The following is a 17,300-nucleotide window of genomic DNA, read 5'->3' on the forward strand; positions in this document are numbered from 1 at the left end:
CTCGGACTCCTGGCTAGCATTCTGGCGGGGGTTCAGCATTCACAATACCGCGCAGCGCCCCCTGACGCACGCGCTCACTGAGAGAATCAGGGTTTTCCTGTTGGTCCGTCAAGGCCTTCAGCACCATGCAGGCGTTGGTGCCCGTCAGGAGGTGCACGATATAGCCTTCCTCGAGCGCCCGACGTTGCGCCGCTGCCGCGATGTTGAAGGGCGTCGCGCCGTACAGATCGCACAGGATCAGGACCGGCGTCTCCACCCCACCCGCGCGCAACCACGCCAGCACCCGTTCGGATTCGGGCTCCGGATCCGCATCGGGCTCGACGTCGAAGACCTGCAGGTCGGGCTTGCGCCCCAGGATATGGGCGGCGCACGCATCGAAGGCCGCCCCCAGCGGCTTGTGCATGATCAGCGCGATACGGGTGGCGTTCATCATGCGGTCCCTACGGCTTGCTCCAGCGCTCCGACGAAGTGCGCTGCGACGTCGAAACCGGTCTGCTCCGTGATCTCGACAAAGCAGGTCGGGCTGGTGACGTTGATTTCGGTGATGCACTCGCCAATCACGTCCAGGCCGATCAGCAGCAACCCCCGGGGAGCCAGTGCCCGGCCGACCGTGCGGGCCATCTCGCGATCATGATCGGTGAGCGGCTGGGCAACCCCGTGGCCACCTGCGGCCAGATTCGCACGCGTCTCACCCTTCAGGGGCATGCGCGCCAGCGCATGGGGAATGGGTTCGCCGGCAATGATGAGAATGCGCTTGTCACCGTCGACGATTTCCGGAATGTAGCGCTGCGCCATGATGGTCCGCGTGCCCAATTCCGTCAGCGTCTCCAGAATGGCGCCCAGATTGGGCTCGCCAGGCTGCAGGCGGAAGACACCGCTGCCGCCCATGCCGTCCAGCGGCTTGACGATGACGTCCCGGTATTGTGCGTGAAAGTCCCGCAAGCGCTGCATGTCGCGGCTGATCAGCGTCGGTGCCGTGTATTGCGGAAACTCCGTGATGGCAAGTTTTTCAGGATGATTGCGGATTCCGGCGCCGGTATTGAAGACGCGTGCTCCCTGTGCAGCAGCGCGATCGAACAGATGCGTCGCGTAGACATACTCCATGTCGAACGGCGGGTCCTTGCGCATCAGCACGGCGTCGAAATCCGCCAGCGCGCAATCGCGAGGCTGGCCGTCCTGGGACCACCAATCGTGCGAATGCCAGTCGGCGTCGGGCTTCAGGCGCATGCTCGTCGCCGCGACGCGCACCTGCCCCACCTGGACGAACAGGTCGCCCATCAGCGCAAAACTGAAGCGATGGCCTCTTGCAGCCATGCTGCGCATCATGGCCACCGAAGAGTCCTTCCAGGCCTTCAGGGCCGGCAGGGGATCGATGATGAACAAAAAATGCATGAACGCCTCGAGTAAGGGCCTACCCACCTGCCCCATGCCGGAACGGGCGGATCAGAGGCCGTGATCAGGCAGCATCGCCCTGCTTGCCGGCTTTCCGGCGCGGCGCCAGCACCATCACCATCTGGCGGCCTTCGAGCTTGGGCATAGCCTCGACCTGTACCAGATCACCCAGATCATCGCGCACCCGTTCCAGAACACGCATCCCGAGATCCTGGTGAGCCATTTCGCGGCCCCGGAACCGCAGCGTGACCTTGGCCTTGTCGCCGTCCTCGATGAAGCGGCGCAGGTTGCGCAGCTTGACCTGATAGTCGCCCTCGTCGGTCCCCGGCCGGAACTTGACTTCTTTGACCTGGATGACCTTCTGTCGTGAGCGGGCTTCCTGCTGGCGCTTCTGTTCCTGGTACTTGAACTTGCCGTAATCCATCAGGCGGCAGACCGGAGGATCCGCCGTTGGGGCGATTTCCACCAGATCGACGTCATTTTCTTCGGCCAGCGCCAAAGCGTCTGAAGTCCGGTAGATGCCGAGCTGTTCGCCTTCCACGCCGATCAGGCGAACTTCGTGGATTCGGATTTCACCGTTGACACGGTGCTTTTTTTCGGTTGCGATGTCTGAAACTCCTAGTATTGACGGAAGTGAAGGCTTCAGGCCTGGGCCTGAACACCTTCGGTATGATCCAGCCCCTTCGACTGGATGTCCTGCTGCAGATGCTGTACGAATTGGTCTAGCGGCATGACGCCCAAGTCCAGCTTTCCGCGCCCGCGGACGGCCACGGCGCCCGAATCGCGTTCCTTGTCGCCAACCACCAGAATATAGGGGATCTTCTGCAGGCTGTGCTCGCGAATTTTGCGGGTGATCTTCTCACCGCGCAAGTCCGAAAACACCCGGAACCCCTGTTTGATCAAGGATTGCGCAACCTGTTCCGCATACGCGGCCGAGCCGTCGGAGATACAGCACACGACTGCGTGATGCGGCGCCAGCCACGCGGGCAAGGCGCCAGCGTGGTTCTCGATCAGAATGCCGATGAAGCGCTCCAGCGAACCCAGGATGGCGCGATGCAGCATGACGGGCGGCTGGCGCTGGTCCTGTGCGTCCACATATTCGCCGCCCAAGCGCTGCGGCATGGAAAAGTCTACCTGGATGGTACCGCATTGCCAGTGACGGCCAATGGCGTCCTTCAGGGTGTATTCGATCTTGGGGCCATAGAAAGCACCCTCGCCCTCGGAAATCTCGTAGGCACAATGCGACATGTCCAGGCTCTGTTTCAGCGCATGCTCGGCCTTGTCCCAGACCTCGTCGGCACCAATGCGCTTCTCGGGCCGGGTGGAGACCTTGTACAGGATATTGGTAAAGCCAAAATCGGCATAGACCTTTTGCAGCAGCTTGGTAAAAGCCGCGCATTCATCCAGCAACTGATCTTCTGTACAGAAGATGTGGCCGTCGTCCTGAGTGAAGCCGCGCACCCGCATGAGACCGTGTAGCGAACCCGAAGGCTCGTTACGGTGGCATTGGCCGAATTCGCCATAGCGCAGCGGCAATTCACGATACGAATGCAGGCCCGCCTTGAAGATCTGCACATGCCCGGGACAATTCATGGGCTTGAGCCCATAAACACGGTTCTCCGACTCCGTCGTGAACATGTTTTCCTTGTAATTGTCCCAGTGGCCGGTCTTCTTCCACAAAGACAGATCCAGGATCTGCGGTGCCTTGACTTCTTGGTAGCCGTTGTCCTGGTAGACCTGGCGCATGTGTTGCTCGACCTGCTGCCAGACGGCCCAACCCTTCGGGTGCCAGAAGACCAGGCCGGGGGCCTCGTCCTGGAAATGGAACAGATCCAATTCGCGGCCGATGCGGCGGTGATCGCGCAGCTCAGCCTGTTCCAGCATGTTCAGGTATGCGTCCTGGTCTTCCTTGCGGGTCCAGGCAGTGCCATAGATCCGCTGCAGCATCTCGTTGTTGCTGTCGCCGCGCCAATAGGCGCCGGCAACCTTCATGAGTTTGAAGACGCGCAGATGGCCCGTGGACGGCACATGCGGCCCGCGGCACAGGTCCACGAACTGGCCCTCGCGGTACAGGCTGATCGCCTGATCCGACGGAATGGACGCAATGATCTCGGCCTTGTAGGCCTCACCGATGCCCCGAAAGAACTTGACGGCATCATCCCGATTCCAGACTTCCCGAACCACCGGCTCGTCCAGGCGGGCGAGTTCGGCCATTTTCTTTTCGATGGCCGTGAGATCCTCGGGCGTGAAGGGACGCTTGTACGAGAAATCGTAATAGAAGCCGTTCTCGATCACCGGCCCAATGGTGACCTGCGCATCCGGAAACAGGGACTTCACCGCGTAGGCCAACAGGTGCGCCGTGGAATGGCGGATCAGGTCCAGGCCTTCGGGATCTTTTTCGGTGATGATGTTCAGGCTGGCATCGTGGTCGATGACATGGCTGGTGTCGACCAGCTTGGGTGGCTGCCCCGGGACCGTCACCCGCCCGCCGAGTGCTGCCCGACCCAGGCTCTTCCCAATCGAATTCGCAACGTCGTGCACGGATACCGGGTGATCGAATTCACGCCGCGAACCATCAGGAAGGGTGATACAAACCATTTAAACGTGTCCCGAAAATGCGAAACGCGGCCTGCGCCGCGCCGAAATCTGTCTGAAATTGCCATGCAGGAGGAATCTCCAAGTGTAGCAATCCAACCCCCAACAATCAATTTTGGCGCCGCTTTGCACGACAAAAAAGCCGCGAAACGTAGTGTTTGCGCGGCTGTCAGTGCATGGTTTGGCAACCCGGTTAGGCAACCATTGCACAGGTTCTGGTAGGCAGTACTGGGTTCGAACCAGCGACCTCTACGATGTCAACGTAGCGCTCTAACCAACTGAGCTAACCGCCTGAAAGAACGTGGATTATAGGGGTTTGGAAGAACCGATGTCAAATGAAGATCAAGCGTCATCCGGGTCGCCGGCGCCGCCCTGCCACCGCTGCCACAACCCGGGTGATGCCAGCAACGCATGCGCCCAGCGCTGTGCCGGCAGCCCGGTACGCGCCTCTAACGCCTGGGCGCCGCTGAGCCAGTCGTGCAGGTCGGGCGGCACGAACGCGCCCTTGAAGGCCAGCGCCACCGTATTGCCCTCGTCCACTTCGGGCAGGCAGACCACCTGATCGCGAAAAGCCGCCCGAATGTTCTGAAGGTTGGACCCGAAGCTCGAATGATGGCCAAACAGATTGACGGCCATGATGCCGGTTTCGTCCAGGGCGCGCCAGCAATCACGGTAGAAGTCCACGTCGCCGCAGACGGGTCCCTGTGCCTGGGCGTCATACAGATCCACCAACAGTACACGGTAGCGCCCCACCCGGGCCGGGTCGGCGACCCAATCGCGAGCGTCCCCCAGGTCGATCCTGGACCGTGCCGACTCCGACAGCCGAAAGTAGCTCCGGCACACAGCCACCACCGCCACATTGCGCTCCACCGTTTCGATTGAAGCCCGCGTGTGGCGCAGCGCGAAACGCAGCAGCGATCCCGCTCCCAACCCAAGTATCCCAAGCCGATCCCGGCTGCCCGCCTTCAGAAACAGCATCCAGGCCATCATCTGGCCGGTATAGGCCAGCACCAGTTCCGACGGACGAGCGAGACGCATGGCACCCTGGACCCACTCGGAACCAAAATGCAGATAGCGCACACCGTCCTGTTCGGAGAGCGTGGGCTCATCGGCCTCAGCCGCAATCTGCCAGGTTGATTTCGAGGCGCGGGACATCTTCAACGATTCCGGAAAGGGGGATTCCGGGATTCTAAAGCAGCATCGTGCGTGCGATGGAACGTTTCTTCTCCCGAATCCTTACTACAATCCCCTCCTGGACCCCGTCAAACACCCGGGGCTCCCCGCTTGCCACCTGGCCAATCCGCGCACACTGTCGTCGGACGATCCACGCGACACGCGGGGTCCGCTGTCTTCTTCTGGAGCATTCACATGGCCATCACAATGTATGAGGTTTCCATCCCTGTCTTCAAGCGCGCCCTGCACAACCTGTCGAACGTCCTGAAACAGGGCCAGGCTCACGCGCAGGATAAGGGGGCGGCGCCCGACGGCCTATTGCATCAGCGGCTGATCTTCGACATGCTGCCGCTCATCAAGCAGGTCCAGATCGCCTGCGACACGGCAGCCCGCAGTGCTGCCCGCATGGCCGATACCGACCCCAAGGCCTTCCCCGATTCCGAAACCACACTGAAACAGGCGCAGGACCGTATCGCCGGAACCATCGCCTATCTGGACACCTTCAAGCCCGAACAGATCAACAGTGCCGAGAGCCGCGATCTGACGCGCCCCACCCGTACCGGAGAGCTGCACTATAAGGGTCTGGCCTACCTGACCGACTACGCTTTGCCGAATTTCTTCTTCCACTGCACCACGGCCTACGACATCCTGCGCGTCGCCGGCACGCCAATTGGCAAGAAAGACTTCCTAGGGTAGCCTCAACCGATCCGCGCACAACTGGTGCTGCCGGCTGAACACCACGCGGAAAGCCAGCAGCACCACGCCAAATGTGCCCAGCGTCGTGGCCGCGACAATCATGAACATGATGACGATCTGATAGCGCACGGCCGACGCGGGTGCAGCCCCCGCCAGCATCTGGCCGGTCATCATCCCGGGCAGGCTGACGATCCCCATCACCATCATCGAATTGATCGTGGGAATCATGCCTGTCCTGAGGCTGGACACGATCAGCGGATGGGCGGCTTCCCAGCGTGTCGCCCCCAGCGCCAGGTCGCTCTCGATCAGATTGCGGTCACGCATGGCCCCGTCCATGAAATGCCCCAGGGCCAGCGAAACACCGTTGATCAGGTTGCCCAGCACCATCCCCAGCAACGGAACCGCATACTGCGCCCGATACCACGGTTCCACATTCAGAATGCCCAGCAGCGCGGCACCGGTGACCACATAGGACGCCGCAAAGACACACAGCACGCTGTTCAGATAGATGCCCGCAAAACGCCGCCGGGTGCGGTTGACGGCGGCCACCCCGGCAAATCCGGTCATCACCAGACCAATCACCACCACCGGCAGCGGCCGATCCAGCGCAAAGATGTAATCCAGCACCAGGCCGACCAACAGAAGCTGCACCGCCATGCGGATGCTGGCAATGGACAGGCTGCGCGTCAACCCCAGGCGCAGCCAGCCCGACAACAGCAGATTGATCACGATCAGGCCGGCTGCAAAAGCCAGCTGCCAGTTGCCGATCTCCAGATAGGAAGGTTTCATGGAGGGCTCCCGATGGGGAGCCGCAGATCGCTCACGCGGGTCAGCTGCGCAGGATCATGGCTGGTCCAGACGCATGCGCGGCCGGACGCCGCAGTCTGCCAATGGTGAACCAGTGCTTCGACGTTTGCCGCGCGGGTCGGATCCAGAGATGCAGTGGGCTCATCCAGCAACAGGATCGAAGGCTGGATGAGCAGTGCGCGAAGCACGGCCACCACCTGGGCTTCCCCACCCGACAGCGTGGCCACGTCCTGCCGGAGGAAGTCTGCCGCCATCCCGATTTGCGACAGGTAGCCGCCAGCCGTTTCAGGTGAAAAAGCACGGCCGCGATGGACACGGAATCCGAAGGGGGCAGCCAGCGCTGCCTGCACGCTGCCCTCCGGCAGCGCTGGACGCTGCGGGACGTACACGACCTGCGCACGCCAGGCCGGCGCCCATACCTGATCGAACGGCCTGCCGCGCAGACAGATCTCGCCCGTCTGGCGCGGCATCAGCCCCGCCAGCGTGCGCAGAAATACGGTCTTGCCGCTGCCCGAGGGACCCGTCACCGCCCAGCGCTCTCCAGCTCCGATCTCCAGCCGAATGGCGCGCCACAACTGACGTCCCGAAACGGCGCAGCTCAAGCCCTGCGCAGTCAGCAGGATGGGTTGGGAATCTGACATGGAATGCTGCAACCGTCCGGGCATCGAATCCTGCCGCCGGTCCAGGACCGGCGGACGACGAGTGGCCAGAATACATCATCGGCCAGCAACCTTGCGCGGGCGTTCCGCTCGGAACAGGAAGATGGCGGCAATCGCCGCGACCCACGCAACCACCCCGAACAGCCCCAGGGCGCCGGCAAACCCCAGAACCATGGCGGACTGAAACAGCAGACTTCCCAGGCCGAACCCAGTGAACAGGGAGAACGCCATGAGCGCCACCGCCTGACCGCGCCCCCCATGCAAGTCCGTGGTGATGGCCGCCAGCGACGGGTGAGTCAGATCGAAGCCCAGCGACAGCAGAACGATGGCGACTCTGGCGCCGTTCAACGGCAGGGGCAGCGCCAGCAGCAGCGCGCACAGCCCCGTGATGGCCACACCCAGCGGAATGATGCGCGCGCGGCCATACCGATCGGCCAGTCTGCCGATGAGTGGCCCAAACAGCAGGCCAGGAATGCCGTATCCCAGCAACACCAACCCGATGCCGACTTCGTCCAGCCCGAAGCGGCCATGAAGATAAACCCCCAACCAGGTAAAGACGCCAGAAATGAGGATCGCATTGAGCATCACATACCCATAAGTGCGTCGGGCTCGTGACTGGGACAGCAGATCCAGATAGCCGCGCACTACTGCCTGGCGCTGTCTGGTCGATGAGCGAGGCAGCGCAGGGAGGGCCCGCCCCACCACGGCCATGGCAGCCAATAGCGCACACAGCGCGGCAACCCCCAGAAACAGGCTGCGCCAGCCGATCATCGGCTCGAGCAGCGCGCCCGCTGCAGCGCCGGTCGCGGTGCCGCCCGCGATGGCCCCGAAGAGCCACCCCACCGCGCGCCCGCGCCGCTCAAATGGCACGACGTCGCCAATCAGGGTCAGACTGATAGGGACAATGCCAGCCGCGCTCACCCCCGTGACAATCCGCCACGCGATGAACCCACCGACATGTTGCGCTGAAGCTGTCAGGGCGGTCAGCGCGGCGAAGAGCAGCAGCGACACCAGGATGACACCACGCCGGCCGAACCGGTCGGAGAGGGGGCCCCCCCACAAGGTGGCGATTCCCTGTGGCACGACGTAGGCTGGCACGGCCAGCGCCACCCAACCAACGGCGCTTGCAAAAACCGTGGAGAGGCGTGGGATGAGGGGGGCCACCATGAATGTCTGCACAAACACTAGAAAGGCGGCAGAACACACCAGCGCAAGCATGCGACGCTCGGTCGCAAATTGAACGGAGGGCGGCGCCGCCTCCTGTAAAACGGTCATGACATTACCTGAAAAGGCTCCGCCCGCAGTCCGTTCGGACCGGCAGGGGCGGGAGCACGCCGTCCACGGTAGTCCCCCGACTCGAAGGCGTCAACGCAGACGCATGCCCCGCCAGGCCGGAGACGCTAGGCGCGCAGCCATTGGTCGGCCCGGGCAGCTGCTTCCCAGAGGTCCCAGGCCCTCCCCGCCTGGCCCTCGACCGCGCCAGTGGTCTTCAGGCCTTCGGCCTCTGTCAGGTAAACCACGTCTCCCAGTTGGGACGCCTGCAGTTGCGCACGAGCATTGACCTCGGTGTACACCGCGCGGTAGACGACGCGCTTGAGCGAATCCGCCACCACGGTTGAACCGTGCCCGCGCATCAGCACGACGGCATTCTGCCCCAATGATCGGGCGAGCGCCGCCCCCAGATCGCCATTGGTGACCAGCAGATCCGTGCCATCGCCCGCCGCCTCACGGATCTCGAACACCGGGACATGAACACCCATGAAGCCTGCCATATGGCAGATGGGGCGCATGGGGGTCCGGCGGCTCACGCTGAAGGGCACCACCGACGGCGAGTGGCTATGCACGACCGCCATCACGTCCGGGCGGGCACGATAGATTTCAGCGTGAATGAACCGCTCCAGATAGACCCTGCGCCCGGCTGCGTCCACCGGCTCGCCATCCAGCGTGAATTCGAGGACATCGCCGGCCGTGACCCGCGCCGGTGCCATGTTGCGCGCAAGCAGAAATCGACTCGGGTCACGGTCGTCGCGGGCACTCACATGACCAAACGCATCCAGGACGCCCTGGTGGAAAAGGATATGGTTGGCGGTGACCAGATCGTCGATCAAGGAGTGGCCTCCTGCCAGTGCCGAACCCGGCTCCGGCCGCTGGCCCAATGCCGCGCCTGACTGCTCGCGATGAATCGAAGAAGCCATCTGAAGAATCTCCCTGTGCGTGTTGTGCGATGGACGAAGATGAGGTCGGGCGGGGCAACGCGAGCTTTATGAGCCAACTTCGCAGAACATAAAGCATAGTTTAGGGTTTCTACGCGTTGTTGTCGTTAGATCTCTATGAATATGATAACCCTACCGAGAAGTCAACAAGTCAGGCTCCTCAACTCGTCAGCAGACGGCATGAACGTGCGTTTGATTCTGCACGAATGCATGATCACATTCACATTCCCCTGAGTGGAGAGAAAGACATGGACAAGCAAACCAGAGATCCTCTGTCTGTCAGCGCGCTGGCAATGGTGGGCAGCCTGATGCTCGGCTGTCTGATGATGGCGATCAGCCCCGCCGCCTCGGCCGCCCAAGAAACACCAGCCCAGACAAAGATCCGCTTCGTGGTCAGCCACCGCAGCGCCCTGCTCTCGACGCTACCTACCTATATCGCCGAGGACAACGGTCTGTTCAAGAAGCACGGGGTTTCTGTCGAATACATCAGCGGGAGCGGCGGTGGCAGCACCCTGCGCCTGCTCTCCACCGGTGACGTGGACATGGCGGAAGGCGGTACGCCCGCCGCCATCCTGGCGGCTCACACCGATCCGAATATCGAACTGATCGAGGGCTGGGCGCGATCGGCCAGCGTCATGGTCTGGATTGCCGACAAGGCCAGCGGCATCACTTCGCCAGAGGGGCTGTCAGGCAAGAAACTGGGCTACAGCAAGGCGGGGTCAGCCTCGCAGTGGCTCGCCGAAGAAAGTATCAAGCGCGCAGGAGTCAAGAACGTCTCGTTTGTCTCAGTAGGCGGCATGGGGGACAACTGGACGGCAGTAAAAGGCAAGATCATCACGGCCGGCTGGGCCATGGAACCGTTCCTGAGCGAAAAGATTCACAACGACAACGCCGTCGTCGTTCTGGATCCGAGCCACTACATCAAGAACTATTACCTGGAAGGCATCGCCGTCAACAAGAAATTTGCCCAGAAAAACACGGCAGCCATCAAAGGGCTATTCTCCGCGCTGGATGAAGCCGTCCAGTTCATCAAGGCCAACCCTGAGAAGGCCGCAGAAATCGGTACTCGCCACTACAAATCTTCAAAAGCCGTGCTGCTTGCGGGGATCCAGGGATACCTGAAGAACGACGTCTGGGACATGAAAATCGATACGGCCGCTTTCAACACCGTCATGAAGGGTATGGTGGACAGTGGCCTGATCGACAAGCCCATCGACATGGGCAAGCTGGTGAACCAGAATTATCTGCCTGAAAAACTGCGTACCCCATTTTAACGGAAGACCTGATGGCAAGCCCCGCATTCCTTGAGTTACGACAAGTCTCCAAGGTGTATTCCATCCGCCAAAAAGACGGTTCCACCCAGAAAATCGAAGTTGTCCGCGAAGTCACACAGACTATCCCAGAGGGCCATTTCGTCACCGTTGTCGGCCCCAGCGGCTGCGGTAAATCCACATTGCTGAGCATGATTGCGGGGCTGAACCCCATCAGTAGCGGACAGCTGCTGCTCAAGGGCGTACCCATCACCTCACCACACCCGTCCCTCGGCATGGTGTTTCAGGAGGACTCCATCTTTCCGTGGATGAATGCTCTCGAAAACGTCTCGTTCGGGCTCGAGATGCAGGATCTGCCCAAGCCGCAATGCCGCAAACGCTCACAAGAAGCACTGGAACTCGTCGGGCTCAAGGGCTTCGAGTACTCATACCCGAAGGAGCTGTCGGGCGGGATGCGCCAGCGCGTGGCCATTGCTCGCGCTCTGGCATTGAATCCCGACATCCTGCTCATGGACGAGCCGTTTGCAGCAGTCGACCCGCAAACCCGCATGTTCATCGGCACCGAGCTGCGCCGTATCTGGCGCGAAACGGGCAAGACCATCCTGTTCATCACCCACGACATCAACGAGGCGGTGTTTCTGTCACAGGAAATCTGGGTCATGTCCAGTCGGCCAGGCACCATCATCGAGGTCGTGGACATCGACCTTCCTGCCGAGCGGGATATCGCTATTCTGGCCACCGATGCCTTCGCGCAATACACCGGCCATCTCTGGAACGTGATGCGCTCGGAATGGGAATCTACGCAGGAATCTGCGCAGCACATGGCCTGAAGGACCCCGACATGCAAACGCAGACTTCCTGGTGGCCCCTGAGGCCGCGGTGGACCATTACACTTCTCGTCCTGGCGCTGCTGGCCGTCATCGAGGCCATCACCCGCCTGGGCCTGGTTCCTGCGGTCATTCTGTCCTCACCCACCAAGGTCGCCGGGGTTCTTTGGCAGATCGTGGTATCCGGCAAAGTATTCCCGGACCTCTGGCGCACGACATGGGAAGTCGTCCTGAGCGTGCTTCTGGCCATCGCAGTGGGCGTCCCCATCGGTTTCGGACTATGGCGCACACCATTGCTGGGCAGGGTGCTGGAGCCCTACCTGGTCGGCACCTACGCCATGCCGCTGGTCCTGTTCTACCCGTTTCTTCTGGTGGTGTTCGGCCTGGGCGCCACCCCCGTCATTCTGATCGCAGCCTCCATGGGCCTGATCCCGGTCATCCTCAATAGCTGGGCCGCGTTTCAACAAGTGCCCGACATCTACTTCAGGGTGTGCGCGAGCTTTCGCTGCACCGGAGCCCGGCGTTTCCGCAGAGTCATCTTCCCGGCGGCAGCGCCCATGATCTTCGCGGGCTTCAAGCTCTGCCTGATTTACTCGTTCGTGGGTGTCATCGTCATGGAATTCATGGTGGGGAACATCGGTCTGGGGTTCCGGGTGGCTTACGACTACGACGGTTTCAAGATCGACGAGATGTACGCCTATGTGACGATCATCATTGCGTTGGCTGCCATCGTCACGGTCATCCTGACACGAGGCGAAGCACGCATCCGTGGGGAGATCAACAATGGCTAGCCGCTCCATGTCGCAGAGCCGAAATTCCTGTGTGATTTTTGGCGGTATGCTGCTTGTCGCCATCGCCGTCTTTCTGCTGTGGCAGCTGGCCTCCGGACTGATCTTTGCCGTCCCCGCACCGCTCAAGACGCTGCAGGCTTTTGGCACCCTAGGCGGAGACCTGGCGACGGCCGTCCGCTCCACTTTCGGCAATGCGGCCATCAGCTTCGCAATGGCCGTCTTCGTCGGCACGGTCCTGGGCGTGGTCATAGGCCGCAGCCCCTATTGGTACGCGGTATTCAGCCCGCTCGTGGTGGTGGGCGGCGCAACGCCAAAGATCATCATCTACCCCATCCTGCTGCTGGTGCTTGGCCTGGGGCACGCCTCGGTCATCGCCATGGGGTTCATCGGCGGCATTTTTTCAGTGCTGATCAACGTGATGGTCGCAATCAGGACCATGAAACCCGTCTACGCCAAAGTCGTGCGGTCGCTCAACGTTCCCCCGTGGCGGGCGTTTGTCAGGGTCTACCTGCCGGCCGTATCGCTGCCGCTGCTCACAGGCATCCGCCTGTGCTTTGGCCTGACGGTGGTGAACGTCATCTTCGCCGAGCTGTTCGCTGCCAAGAGCGGAATGGGCAAGGTCATCATGGACTATTACGGCGTTGGCCGGTACGCAGAGATGATGGCCATGATTTCAATTCTGTTCCTCGTGGCCATGGGGGGGTCGATTCTCTTGTGGGGCCTGGAGCGGAGCGTGCGTGGTCGAATGAGCTGACACTCAGGCGTCGTCGGCCCGCAGAAGCTCCGCCTGGCGGATCCAGCTGGAGAGTTCCCGTGTGGACGGCAGGCGCCGCCCCACATCCTCCGATTGCGCCTCATCGTGAACCATGTTGGCGGCAATGGCCAGCAGCACCTTGCGGCAGGTGTCGACATCGTCCTCCGACAAACCCCGTGTACTGACGGCGTTGACTTCCTGGGCCAATGGCACGAGTTTGCCACGTAGACCCCGCCCCGTCGTCGTCAGAAAGACATAGAGATTCTTGCGGTTGCCCGGCAGATGCCTGCGCTCGATGTAGCCCAGAGACTCCATCGCCCGCAACGCAGAATACGTGGTCGGTTCCATGAGCCCGGCTCGCTTGTTGAGCTCATGTTGGGTGAGCCCGTCTTCTTCCCATAGAATGCGCAGGAACGCCCAGTGGCCGAACAGCACGTTGTGTTCCGCCAGACGCATCTGCAAGCCGCGCACCAAGGAACGTGCCACATATCGCACCAGGTGCGCCAGCCGGTCATTGGGATTGATCTCCTCCCAGTGCGCCGAGTTTCCCTCTTTGTTTTCCGCTGCCATGTCGTCTGCGATAGGAAAAATGACGACGTTACTATATCAGGTATAGCGTAACGCTATGTCTTGCCCGGCGCTGTCCGATTCCAGCATCGCCAGGCAGGTTTCAGTCGTACCCTTCGCCCAAATACCGGAGTGCAACGGCGGACAATCGTCCAGCACTGCCCTGCGCAGCTCGTCGATGACTTCGACGCGTGGCACGGGGCCAGCGGCCAGCGGAATGAAGGTATGCTGCTCATCCGCATATACATGAACCCCATCCGGCATGGGGCGCAGGTCGGCGTGCTCGCAAGACACGACGATAGGGCCGAAGTGCTGGAAAGCCCGGTGTTCCTGCGTGACACTTGGTGGAACATAATCAGGCCCTCCGTAGGTCCCCGCCGCTTTCAGGCGGGCTTCTTCCGCCGAAGACTGAATCGCGTGCAGCCTGCGCCTCGCGCTACCGTACGCCTTGGGGTCCTTCGTGGCGCCCATTTCTCCGATCCAGCCCATCCATTCGTCGGTATCGAAGTGACCATGGCCGTTATAGCTGATGGACGCATAGGCCCCACCGTCGAACATGAACAGCGCGCTGTAAGCTCCCTGGGTTGGCCGATCAGGATCCCAATTGCCCAATGCACAGCGCACCCGGGCCAGGCGTCGGCCGGCAAGCAGGCGAACGATATCCACCTGATGTGCTGCCTGGCTGAAGACCGCGCCGCCGCCTTCTGCCGTGATGAGCTCTTCGGGCCGCCGCGGCCGGTACAGATAATCCGTAAAATTCTGCGCCTGGATCATGGTGACCCGCCCAAATCGGCCGCTTGCCACCAGATCCCGCACATACAGGTACGGCGTGTCGAAGCTATGGCAATGCCCCACGATCAGATGGACGCCTGCAGCGCGGCAGGCCTGGATCATGGCATCGCAATCGGCCAGGCTGAGGGCCATTGGCTTTTCGACCAGTACATGCTTGCCGGCCGCCGCCGCCAGCACCGTATGCTGCCGGTGAAGCTGGTGCGGGCTGGCGACATAGACCACGTCAACCGTCTCGTCGCGAACGAGATCTTCCGCCTCCGCGTATACGGGGCCGCCAAAATCTGCCAGGAACTGCCGTCTGGCAGCCTCCCGAGGGTCACTGGCTGCGACCAGCCTGACCCGCGAATCCGCGATGAAAGTCGGCAGCATCAGGGAAAACGCCCGACCTAGCCCGATAACCCCGATTCTTAATTCCGTGGTATGTGGCGTCATGGTTTTCAGAGGTCCAGGACAAGACCATCGGATTTGGCCCTCGAGACGCAGACCATGATCTGGTCACCCTTCTCCTCCGGCATGAGCACCATATCCCTATGGTCGGCCACGCCCTGCGACAGACGGGTTCTGCAGGTACCACAGGTGCCGCTTTCACAGGAATACGGGATTGCGACACCCGCCGTGCGAAGGACCGCCAGAATGGATTGGCCAGCCGGGATCTCGAAGGTTCGGCCAGAACGCGCCAGCGTCACAGTGAACGGCTTGTCATCCGGCTTCTTTTCGCCACCTTCGATGAAGCTCTCGAAGTGAATGCGGCTATTCGACCAGTGGCCCGACATGTCCCGCACATCTGTCATAAGGCTGCGCGGGCCACAGCAGTAAACATGCCCCTGGTTGGGCTTTTCAAGGACAGGCCACAGGTCAAAGCGACCCCGTCCCGAATCGCTATGGTGGAACGTGACATGCGGCTGGTAACGCGGGGTGGAGAGCAGCGCCCGATAGGCTGTTGATGCCTCGCCATGCGTCAGATAGTAAAGCGCCCACGGCACCACGGGATCGGCGCCCAGCGACCGGATCATGGACAAAATGGGTGTGATGCCGATGCCGCCCGCTATAAAGATGAGGCGGCCCGGGTCATCCACCAAGGCAAAGGCATTGTCCGGCGCCTGCGCCTGCAGGATCTGACCCACGGCAGTGTCGTCCACGAGGCTCATGGAGCCCCCGCGACCGTGTTCGTCGCGCTTGACGGTGATGACATACCGGTCGGCATCTTCAGGCGCATTGCATAAAGAGTATTTGCGCAGCACGCCATTGGGCGTGTGCACCCGGATGTGAGAGCCAGGCGTGAAACCGGGAAGTGGTTCCACAGTGCCGGAGACAAGCTCGAAGACGTAGATACCGTCGGCAATCTGGTCCCTCTTTGCAATGCGCAACAGCACGCTTTCCACGCCTGCGTCAGCGAGATGTGATTGCCCTGCTTCGTCGAGTAGCTGCATGATGTCGCGTCGGCCTATTGTCATCGACCGTCAATACGGGCTTACGAAGCGTCCAGGCCCGAGACCGGGTGCATGTCGCACCTTCGCCAATCCGTGTCCTTGGGGAAGATGCCCTGGAAGGAACAGACCGAGGAATGGACATGCCCGTCTCCGGTCCCGATGGCCGGCTTGCCTGCCTGAAAGGCCTGTACCGCTTCCAGCATGGTACGGCGAAACTCCACCACGGCCTGATCACCCGCAGCCAGGGTCTCGGCCCTGGATGTCCGGTCGGCGATGGGGCCGAGGCTGGTCCACATCGCGAGATCCTGATTCGGGAAGCCCTTGATGCCGGTGAAGTTGCCCGCGCGCATGGCCTGCCGGTCCTGCCAGAAGCGGTTCTCCGCGTTGCGATACGGCCGATACAGGGGGTCCAGATCCGACCCCACACTCTGGCCCAGAAAGCGTCGCCAAGCTTCGGTATCGGGAGTGGTCAGCGGATTACCCCACGCAATGAAGTGAAAGACAGTATGCGTATCGTCAATAGGCACATTGAAATTGGCGACGTTGTAACGATTATTCGGCGGAATGAGCGCCGACGAAGGCGCAATGAAAACGGTGGAACGGATGTAATCGGTTTCGTCGGCGTTGGTGATGGGGCGCCGGATGGCCGCATAGCGGAAACCATAAGAGGTATGCTCCACCTGCAAGCGCGGAGCTTTGTCAGTGCTGGGCCGCAGCCATTTTTTGTCGGTCGCCTCGCTGCCGCTGACGCGGGCGGGCACCATGTCCGACGAGTGCAGGCTGGAACTATGGGAAGAATCGATGTTGCCTTCAAGGATCTGCGCCCAGTTGCAGGGGACAATGACCTTGGCGATGCTCACGCGGACCTTGTCGTTGGGCGCCCAGGGCGGCGGCACGAATTCCGGGACCTGGTCCTGGGGCCCCAGATAGGCCCACACGATGCCGGCCCACTCGTGGGTCTTGTAAGCCAGGTGGTGAACTCTCTTAGGCAGGTCGCTGGAGGCAGGCTCCGACACCATCTCGAGCACATTACCGTCCACGTCCATCTTCCAGCCGTGATAAAGACAGCGCAAGCCGCATTCTTCATTACGCCCATAAAAAAGCGACGCACCCCGGTGGGGACAATGCTCGGCCATAAGCCCCACACGGCCCTTGCTGTCACGAAATGCCACCAGGTCTTCACCCAGGATGCGCACCCGGACGGGATCGCAATCGGCCTCGCTGACTTCTTCGGTCAGACAGGCCGGTAACCAATGACGACGCATCAGCTGCCCCATCGGAGCGTCACCTTCCACCCGGCACAGCAACTCGTTTTCGCCATCGGTCATGATCT

General features: G+C 61.5%; 18 protein-coding genes and 1 tRNA gene. 5 read left to right on the forward strand and 14 right to left on the reverse strand.

What is annotated here, in order from left to right; translation table 11 throughout:
* Positions 1 to 13 precede the first annotated feature (13 nt).
* The 6 genes from EPN31_RS06655 to EPN31_RS06680 form a co-directional block, all read right to left on the reverse strand.
* Positions 14 to 433: a PTS sugar transporter subunit IIA gene (locus EPN31_RS06655; protein WP_291770965.1), complete on the reverse strand. Its 420-nt coding sequence runs from the start codon at positions 431 to 433 to the stop codon at positions 14 to 16.
* Positions 430 to 1,392, reverse strand: a complete 963-nt coding sequence (gshB, locus tag EPN31_RS06660; RefSeq protein WP_291770966.1) for a glutathione synthase — start codon at positions 1,390 to 1,392, stop codon at positions 430 to 432. The genes EPN31_RS06655 and gshB overlap by 4 nt, the downstream gene beginning before the upstream one ends.
* Before the next feature lie 64 nt (positions 1,393 to 1,456).
* The gene (gene infC, locus EPN31_RS06665; protein WP_291771075.1) at positions 1,457 to 2,017 is read right to left on the reverse strand and encodes a translation initiation factor IF-3; all 561 of its coding nucleotides are present in this window, start codon (positions 2,015 to 2,017) and stop codon (positions 1,457 to 1,459) included.
* 17 nt (positions 2,018 to 2,034) lie between these two features.
* Positions 2,035 to 3,990, reverse strand: coding sequence for a threonine--tRNA ligase (gene thrS, locus EPN31_RS06670; RefSeq protein WP_291770967.1), 1,956 nt, complete (start codon positions 3,988 to 3,990; stop codon positions 2,035 to 2,037).
* Between the two features lie 213 nt (positions 3,991 to 4,203).
* A tRNA-Val gene (locus tag EPN31_RS06675) sits at positions 4,204 to 4,280 on the reverse strand.
* Between the two features lie 49 nt (positions 4,281 to 4,329).
* A complete protein-coding gene (locus EPN31_RS06680) occupies positions 4,330 to 5,142 on the reverse strand; it encodes a spermidine synthase (protein WP_291770968.1) in 813 nt (270 codons plus the stop codon).
* Positions 5,143 to 5,355: 213 nt separating this feature from the next.
* Here EPN31_RS06680 and EPN31_RS06685 point away from each other — a divergent pair, with 213 nt between their 5' ends.
* A complete protein-coding gene (locus EPN31_RS06685; protein WP_291770969.1) occupies positions 5,356 to 5,856 on the forward strand; it encodes a DUF1993 family protein in 501 nt (166 codons plus the stop codon).
* Here the strand turns inward: EPN31_RS06685 and fetB are convergent.
* From fetB to EPN31_RS06705, 4 genes are all read right to left on the reverse strand, one after another.
* A complete protein-coding gene (gene fetB, locus EPN31_RS06690; RefSeq protein ID WP_291770972.1) occupies positions 5,848 to 6,645 on the reverse strand; it encodes an iron export ABC transporter permease subunit FetB in 798 nt (265 codons plus the stop codon). The two genes, EPN31_RS06685 and fetB, sit on opposite strands and share 9 nt — an antisense overlap.
* Positions 6,642 to 7,304 (reverse strand): ATP-binding cassette domain-containing protein, encoded by a 663-nt coding sequence (locus tag EPN31_RS06695; protein WP_291770974.1) that lies wholly within the window; start codon positions 7,302 to 7,304, stop codon positions 6,642 to 6,644. The genes fetB and EPN31_RS06695 overlap by 4 nt, the downstream gene beginning before the upstream one ends.
* Before the next feature lie 75 nt (positions 7,305 to 7,379).
* The gene (locus tag EPN31_RS06700) at positions 7,380 to 8,597 is read right to left on the reverse strand and encodes an MFS transporter (RefSeq protein WP_291770976.1); all 1,218 of its coding nucleotides are present in this window, start codon (positions 8,595 to 8,597) and stop codon (positions 7,380 to 7,382) included.
* A 125-nt stretch (positions 8,598 to 8,722) separates the two neighbouring features.
* Entirely contained in the window at positions 8,723 to 9,517 is a 795-nt protein-coding gene (locus EPN31_RS06705) for a class II aldolase/adducin family protein (RefSeq protein ID WP_291770978.1), read from the reverse strand.
* A 266-nt stretch (positions 9,518 to 9,783) separates the two neighbouring features.
* Here EPN31_RS06705 and EPN31_RS06710 point away from each other — a divergent pair, with 266 nt between their 5' ends.
* Genes EPN31_RS06710 through EPN31_RS06725 form a run of 4 tightly spaced genes read left to right on the forward strand, consistent with a single transcriptional unit; the run spans position 9,784 to position 13,178 of the window.
* The gene (locus EPN31_RS06710) at positions 9,784 to 10,809 is read left to right on the forward strand and encodes an ABC transporter substrate-binding protein (protein WP_291770980.1); all 1,026 of its coding nucleotides are present in this window, start codon (positions 9,784 to 9,786) and stop codon (positions 10,807 to 10,809) included.
* 11 nt (positions 10,810 to 10,820) lie between these two features.
* Entirely contained in the window at positions 10,821 to 11,636 is an 816-nt protein-coding gene (locus EPN31_RS06715) for an ABC transporter ATP-binding protein (RefSeq protein ID WP_291770981.1), read from the forward strand.
* Between the two features lie 11 nt (positions 11,637 to 11,647).
* Complete coding sequence (locus EPN31_RS06720; RefSeq protein WP_291770983.1) at positions 11,648 to 12,424, forward strand: ABC transporter permease; 777 nt, start codon at positions 11,648 to 11,650, stop codon at positions 12,422 to 12,424.
* Positions 12,417 to 13,178, forward strand: coding sequence for an ABC transporter permease (locus tag EPN31_RS06725; protein WP_291770986.1), 762 nt, complete (start codon positions 12,417 to 12,419; stop codon positions 13,176 to 13,178). The genes EPN31_RS06720 and EPN31_RS06725 overlap by 8 nt, the downstream gene beginning before the upstream one ends.
* A gap of 3 nt (positions 13,179 to 13,181) precedes the next feature.
* Here the strand turns inward: EPN31_RS06725 and EPN31_RS06730 are convergent, their stop codons facing one another.
* Genes EPN31_RS06730 through EPN31_RS06745 form a run of 4 tightly spaced genes read right to left on the reverse strand, consistent with a single transcriptional unit; the run spans position 13,182 to position 17,298 of the window.
* Positions 13,182 to 13,748 (reverse strand): MarR family transcriptional regulator, encoded by a 567-nt coding sequence (locus EPN31_RS06730; RefSeq protein WP_291770988.1) that lies wholly within the window; start codon positions 13,746 to 13,748, stop codon positions 13,182 to 13,184.
* 36 nt (positions 13,749 to 13,784) lie between these two features.
* On the reverse strand, positions 13,785 to 14,969 hold the full coding sequence (locus tag EPN31_RS06735; protein WP_291770990.1) for a Gfo/Idh/MocA family oxidoreductase: 1,185 nt from the start codon (positions 14,967 to 14,969) through the stop codon (positions 13,785 to 13,787).
* Positions 14,970 to 14,974: 5 nt separating this feature from the next.
* Positions 14,975 to 15,967 (reverse strand): PDR/VanB family oxidoreductase, encoded by a 993-nt coding sequence (locus EPN31_RS06740; protein WP_291771079.1) that lies wholly within the window; start codon positions 15,965 to 15,967, stop codon positions 14,975 to 14,977.
* A gap of 41 nt (positions 15,968 to 16,008) precedes the next feature.
* Positions 16,009 to 17,298 carry a Rieske 2Fe-2S domain-containing protein gene (locus EPN31_RS06745; protein ID WP_291771083.1) on the reverse strand — a complete coding sequence of 430 codons (1,290 nt, stop codon included), beginning with the start codon at positions 17,296 to 17,298 and terminating at the stop codon, positions 16,009 to 16,011.
* Positions 17,299 to 17,300: the final 2 nt, after the last annotated feature.

It is taken from the genome of Castellaniella sp., from assembly GCF_004321985.1.
GTDB lineage: Bacteria > Pseudomonadota > Gammaproteobacteria > Burkholderiales > Burkholderiaceae_B > Castellaniella.

Coding starts and splice junctions, on each gene's coding strand:
- EPN31_RS06655 (WP_291770965.1), bottom strand. CDS start 433: ATGATGAACGCCACCCGTATCGCGCTGATCATGCACAAGCCGCTGGGG.
- gshB (WP_291770966.1), bottom strand. CDS start 1,392: ATGCATTTTTTGTTCATCATCGATCCCCTGCCGGCCCTGAAGGCCTGG.
- thrS (WP_291770967.1), bottom strand. CDS start 3,990: ATGGTTTGTATCACCCTTCCTGATGGTTCGCGGCGTGAATTCGATCAC.
- EPN31_RS06680 (WP_291770968.1), bottom strand. CDS start 5,142: ATGTCCCGCGCCTCGAAATCAACCTGGCAGATTGCGGCTGAGGCCGAT.
- EPN31_RS06685 (WP_291770969.1), top strand. CDS start 5,356: ATGGCCATCACAATGTATGAGGTTTCCATCCCTGTCTTCAAGCGCGCC.
- fetB (WP_291770972.1), bottom strand. CDS start 6,645: ATGAAACCTTCCTATCTGGAGATCGGCAACTGGCAGCTGGCTTTTGCA.
- EPN31_RS06695 (WP_291770974.1), bottom strand. CDS start 7,304: ATGTCAGATTCCCAACCCATCCTGCTGACTGCGCAGGGCTTGAGCTGC.
- EPN31_RS06700 (WP_291770976.1), bottom strand. CDS start 8,597: ATGACCGTTTTACAGGAGGCGGCGCCGCCCTCCGTTCAATTTGCGACC.
- EPN31_RS06705 (WP_291770978.1), bottom strand. CDS start 9,517: ATGGCTTCTTCGATTCATCGCGAGCAGTCAGGCGCGGCATTGGGCCAG.
- EPN31_RS06710 (WP_291770980.1), top strand. CDS start 9,784: ATGGACAAGCAAACCAGAGATCCTCTGTCTGTCAGCGCGCTGGCAATG.
- EPN31_RS06715 (WP_291770981.1), top strand. CDS start 10,821: ATGGCAAGCCCCGCATTCCTTGAGTTACGACAAGTCTCCAAGGTGTAT.
- EPN31_RS06720 (WP_291770983.1), top strand. CDS start 11,648: ATGCAAACGCAGACTTCCTGGTGGCCCCTGAGGCCGCGGTGGACCATT.
- EPN31_RS06725 (WP_291770986.1), top strand. CDS start 12,417: ATGGCTAGCCGCTCCATGTCGCAGAGCCGAAATTCCTGTGTGATTTTT.
- EPN31_RS06730 (WP_291770988.1), bottom strand. CDS start 13,748: ATGGCAGCGGAAAACAAAGAGGGAAACTCGGCGCACTGGGAGGAGATC.
- EPN31_RS06735 (WP_291770990.1), bottom strand. CDS start 14,969: ATGACGCCACATACCACGGAATTAAGAATCGGGGTTATCGGGCTAGGT.
- EPN31_RS06740 (WP_291771079.1), bottom strand. CDS start 15,967: ATGCAGCTACTCGACGAAGCAGGGCAATCACATCTCGCTGACGCAGGC.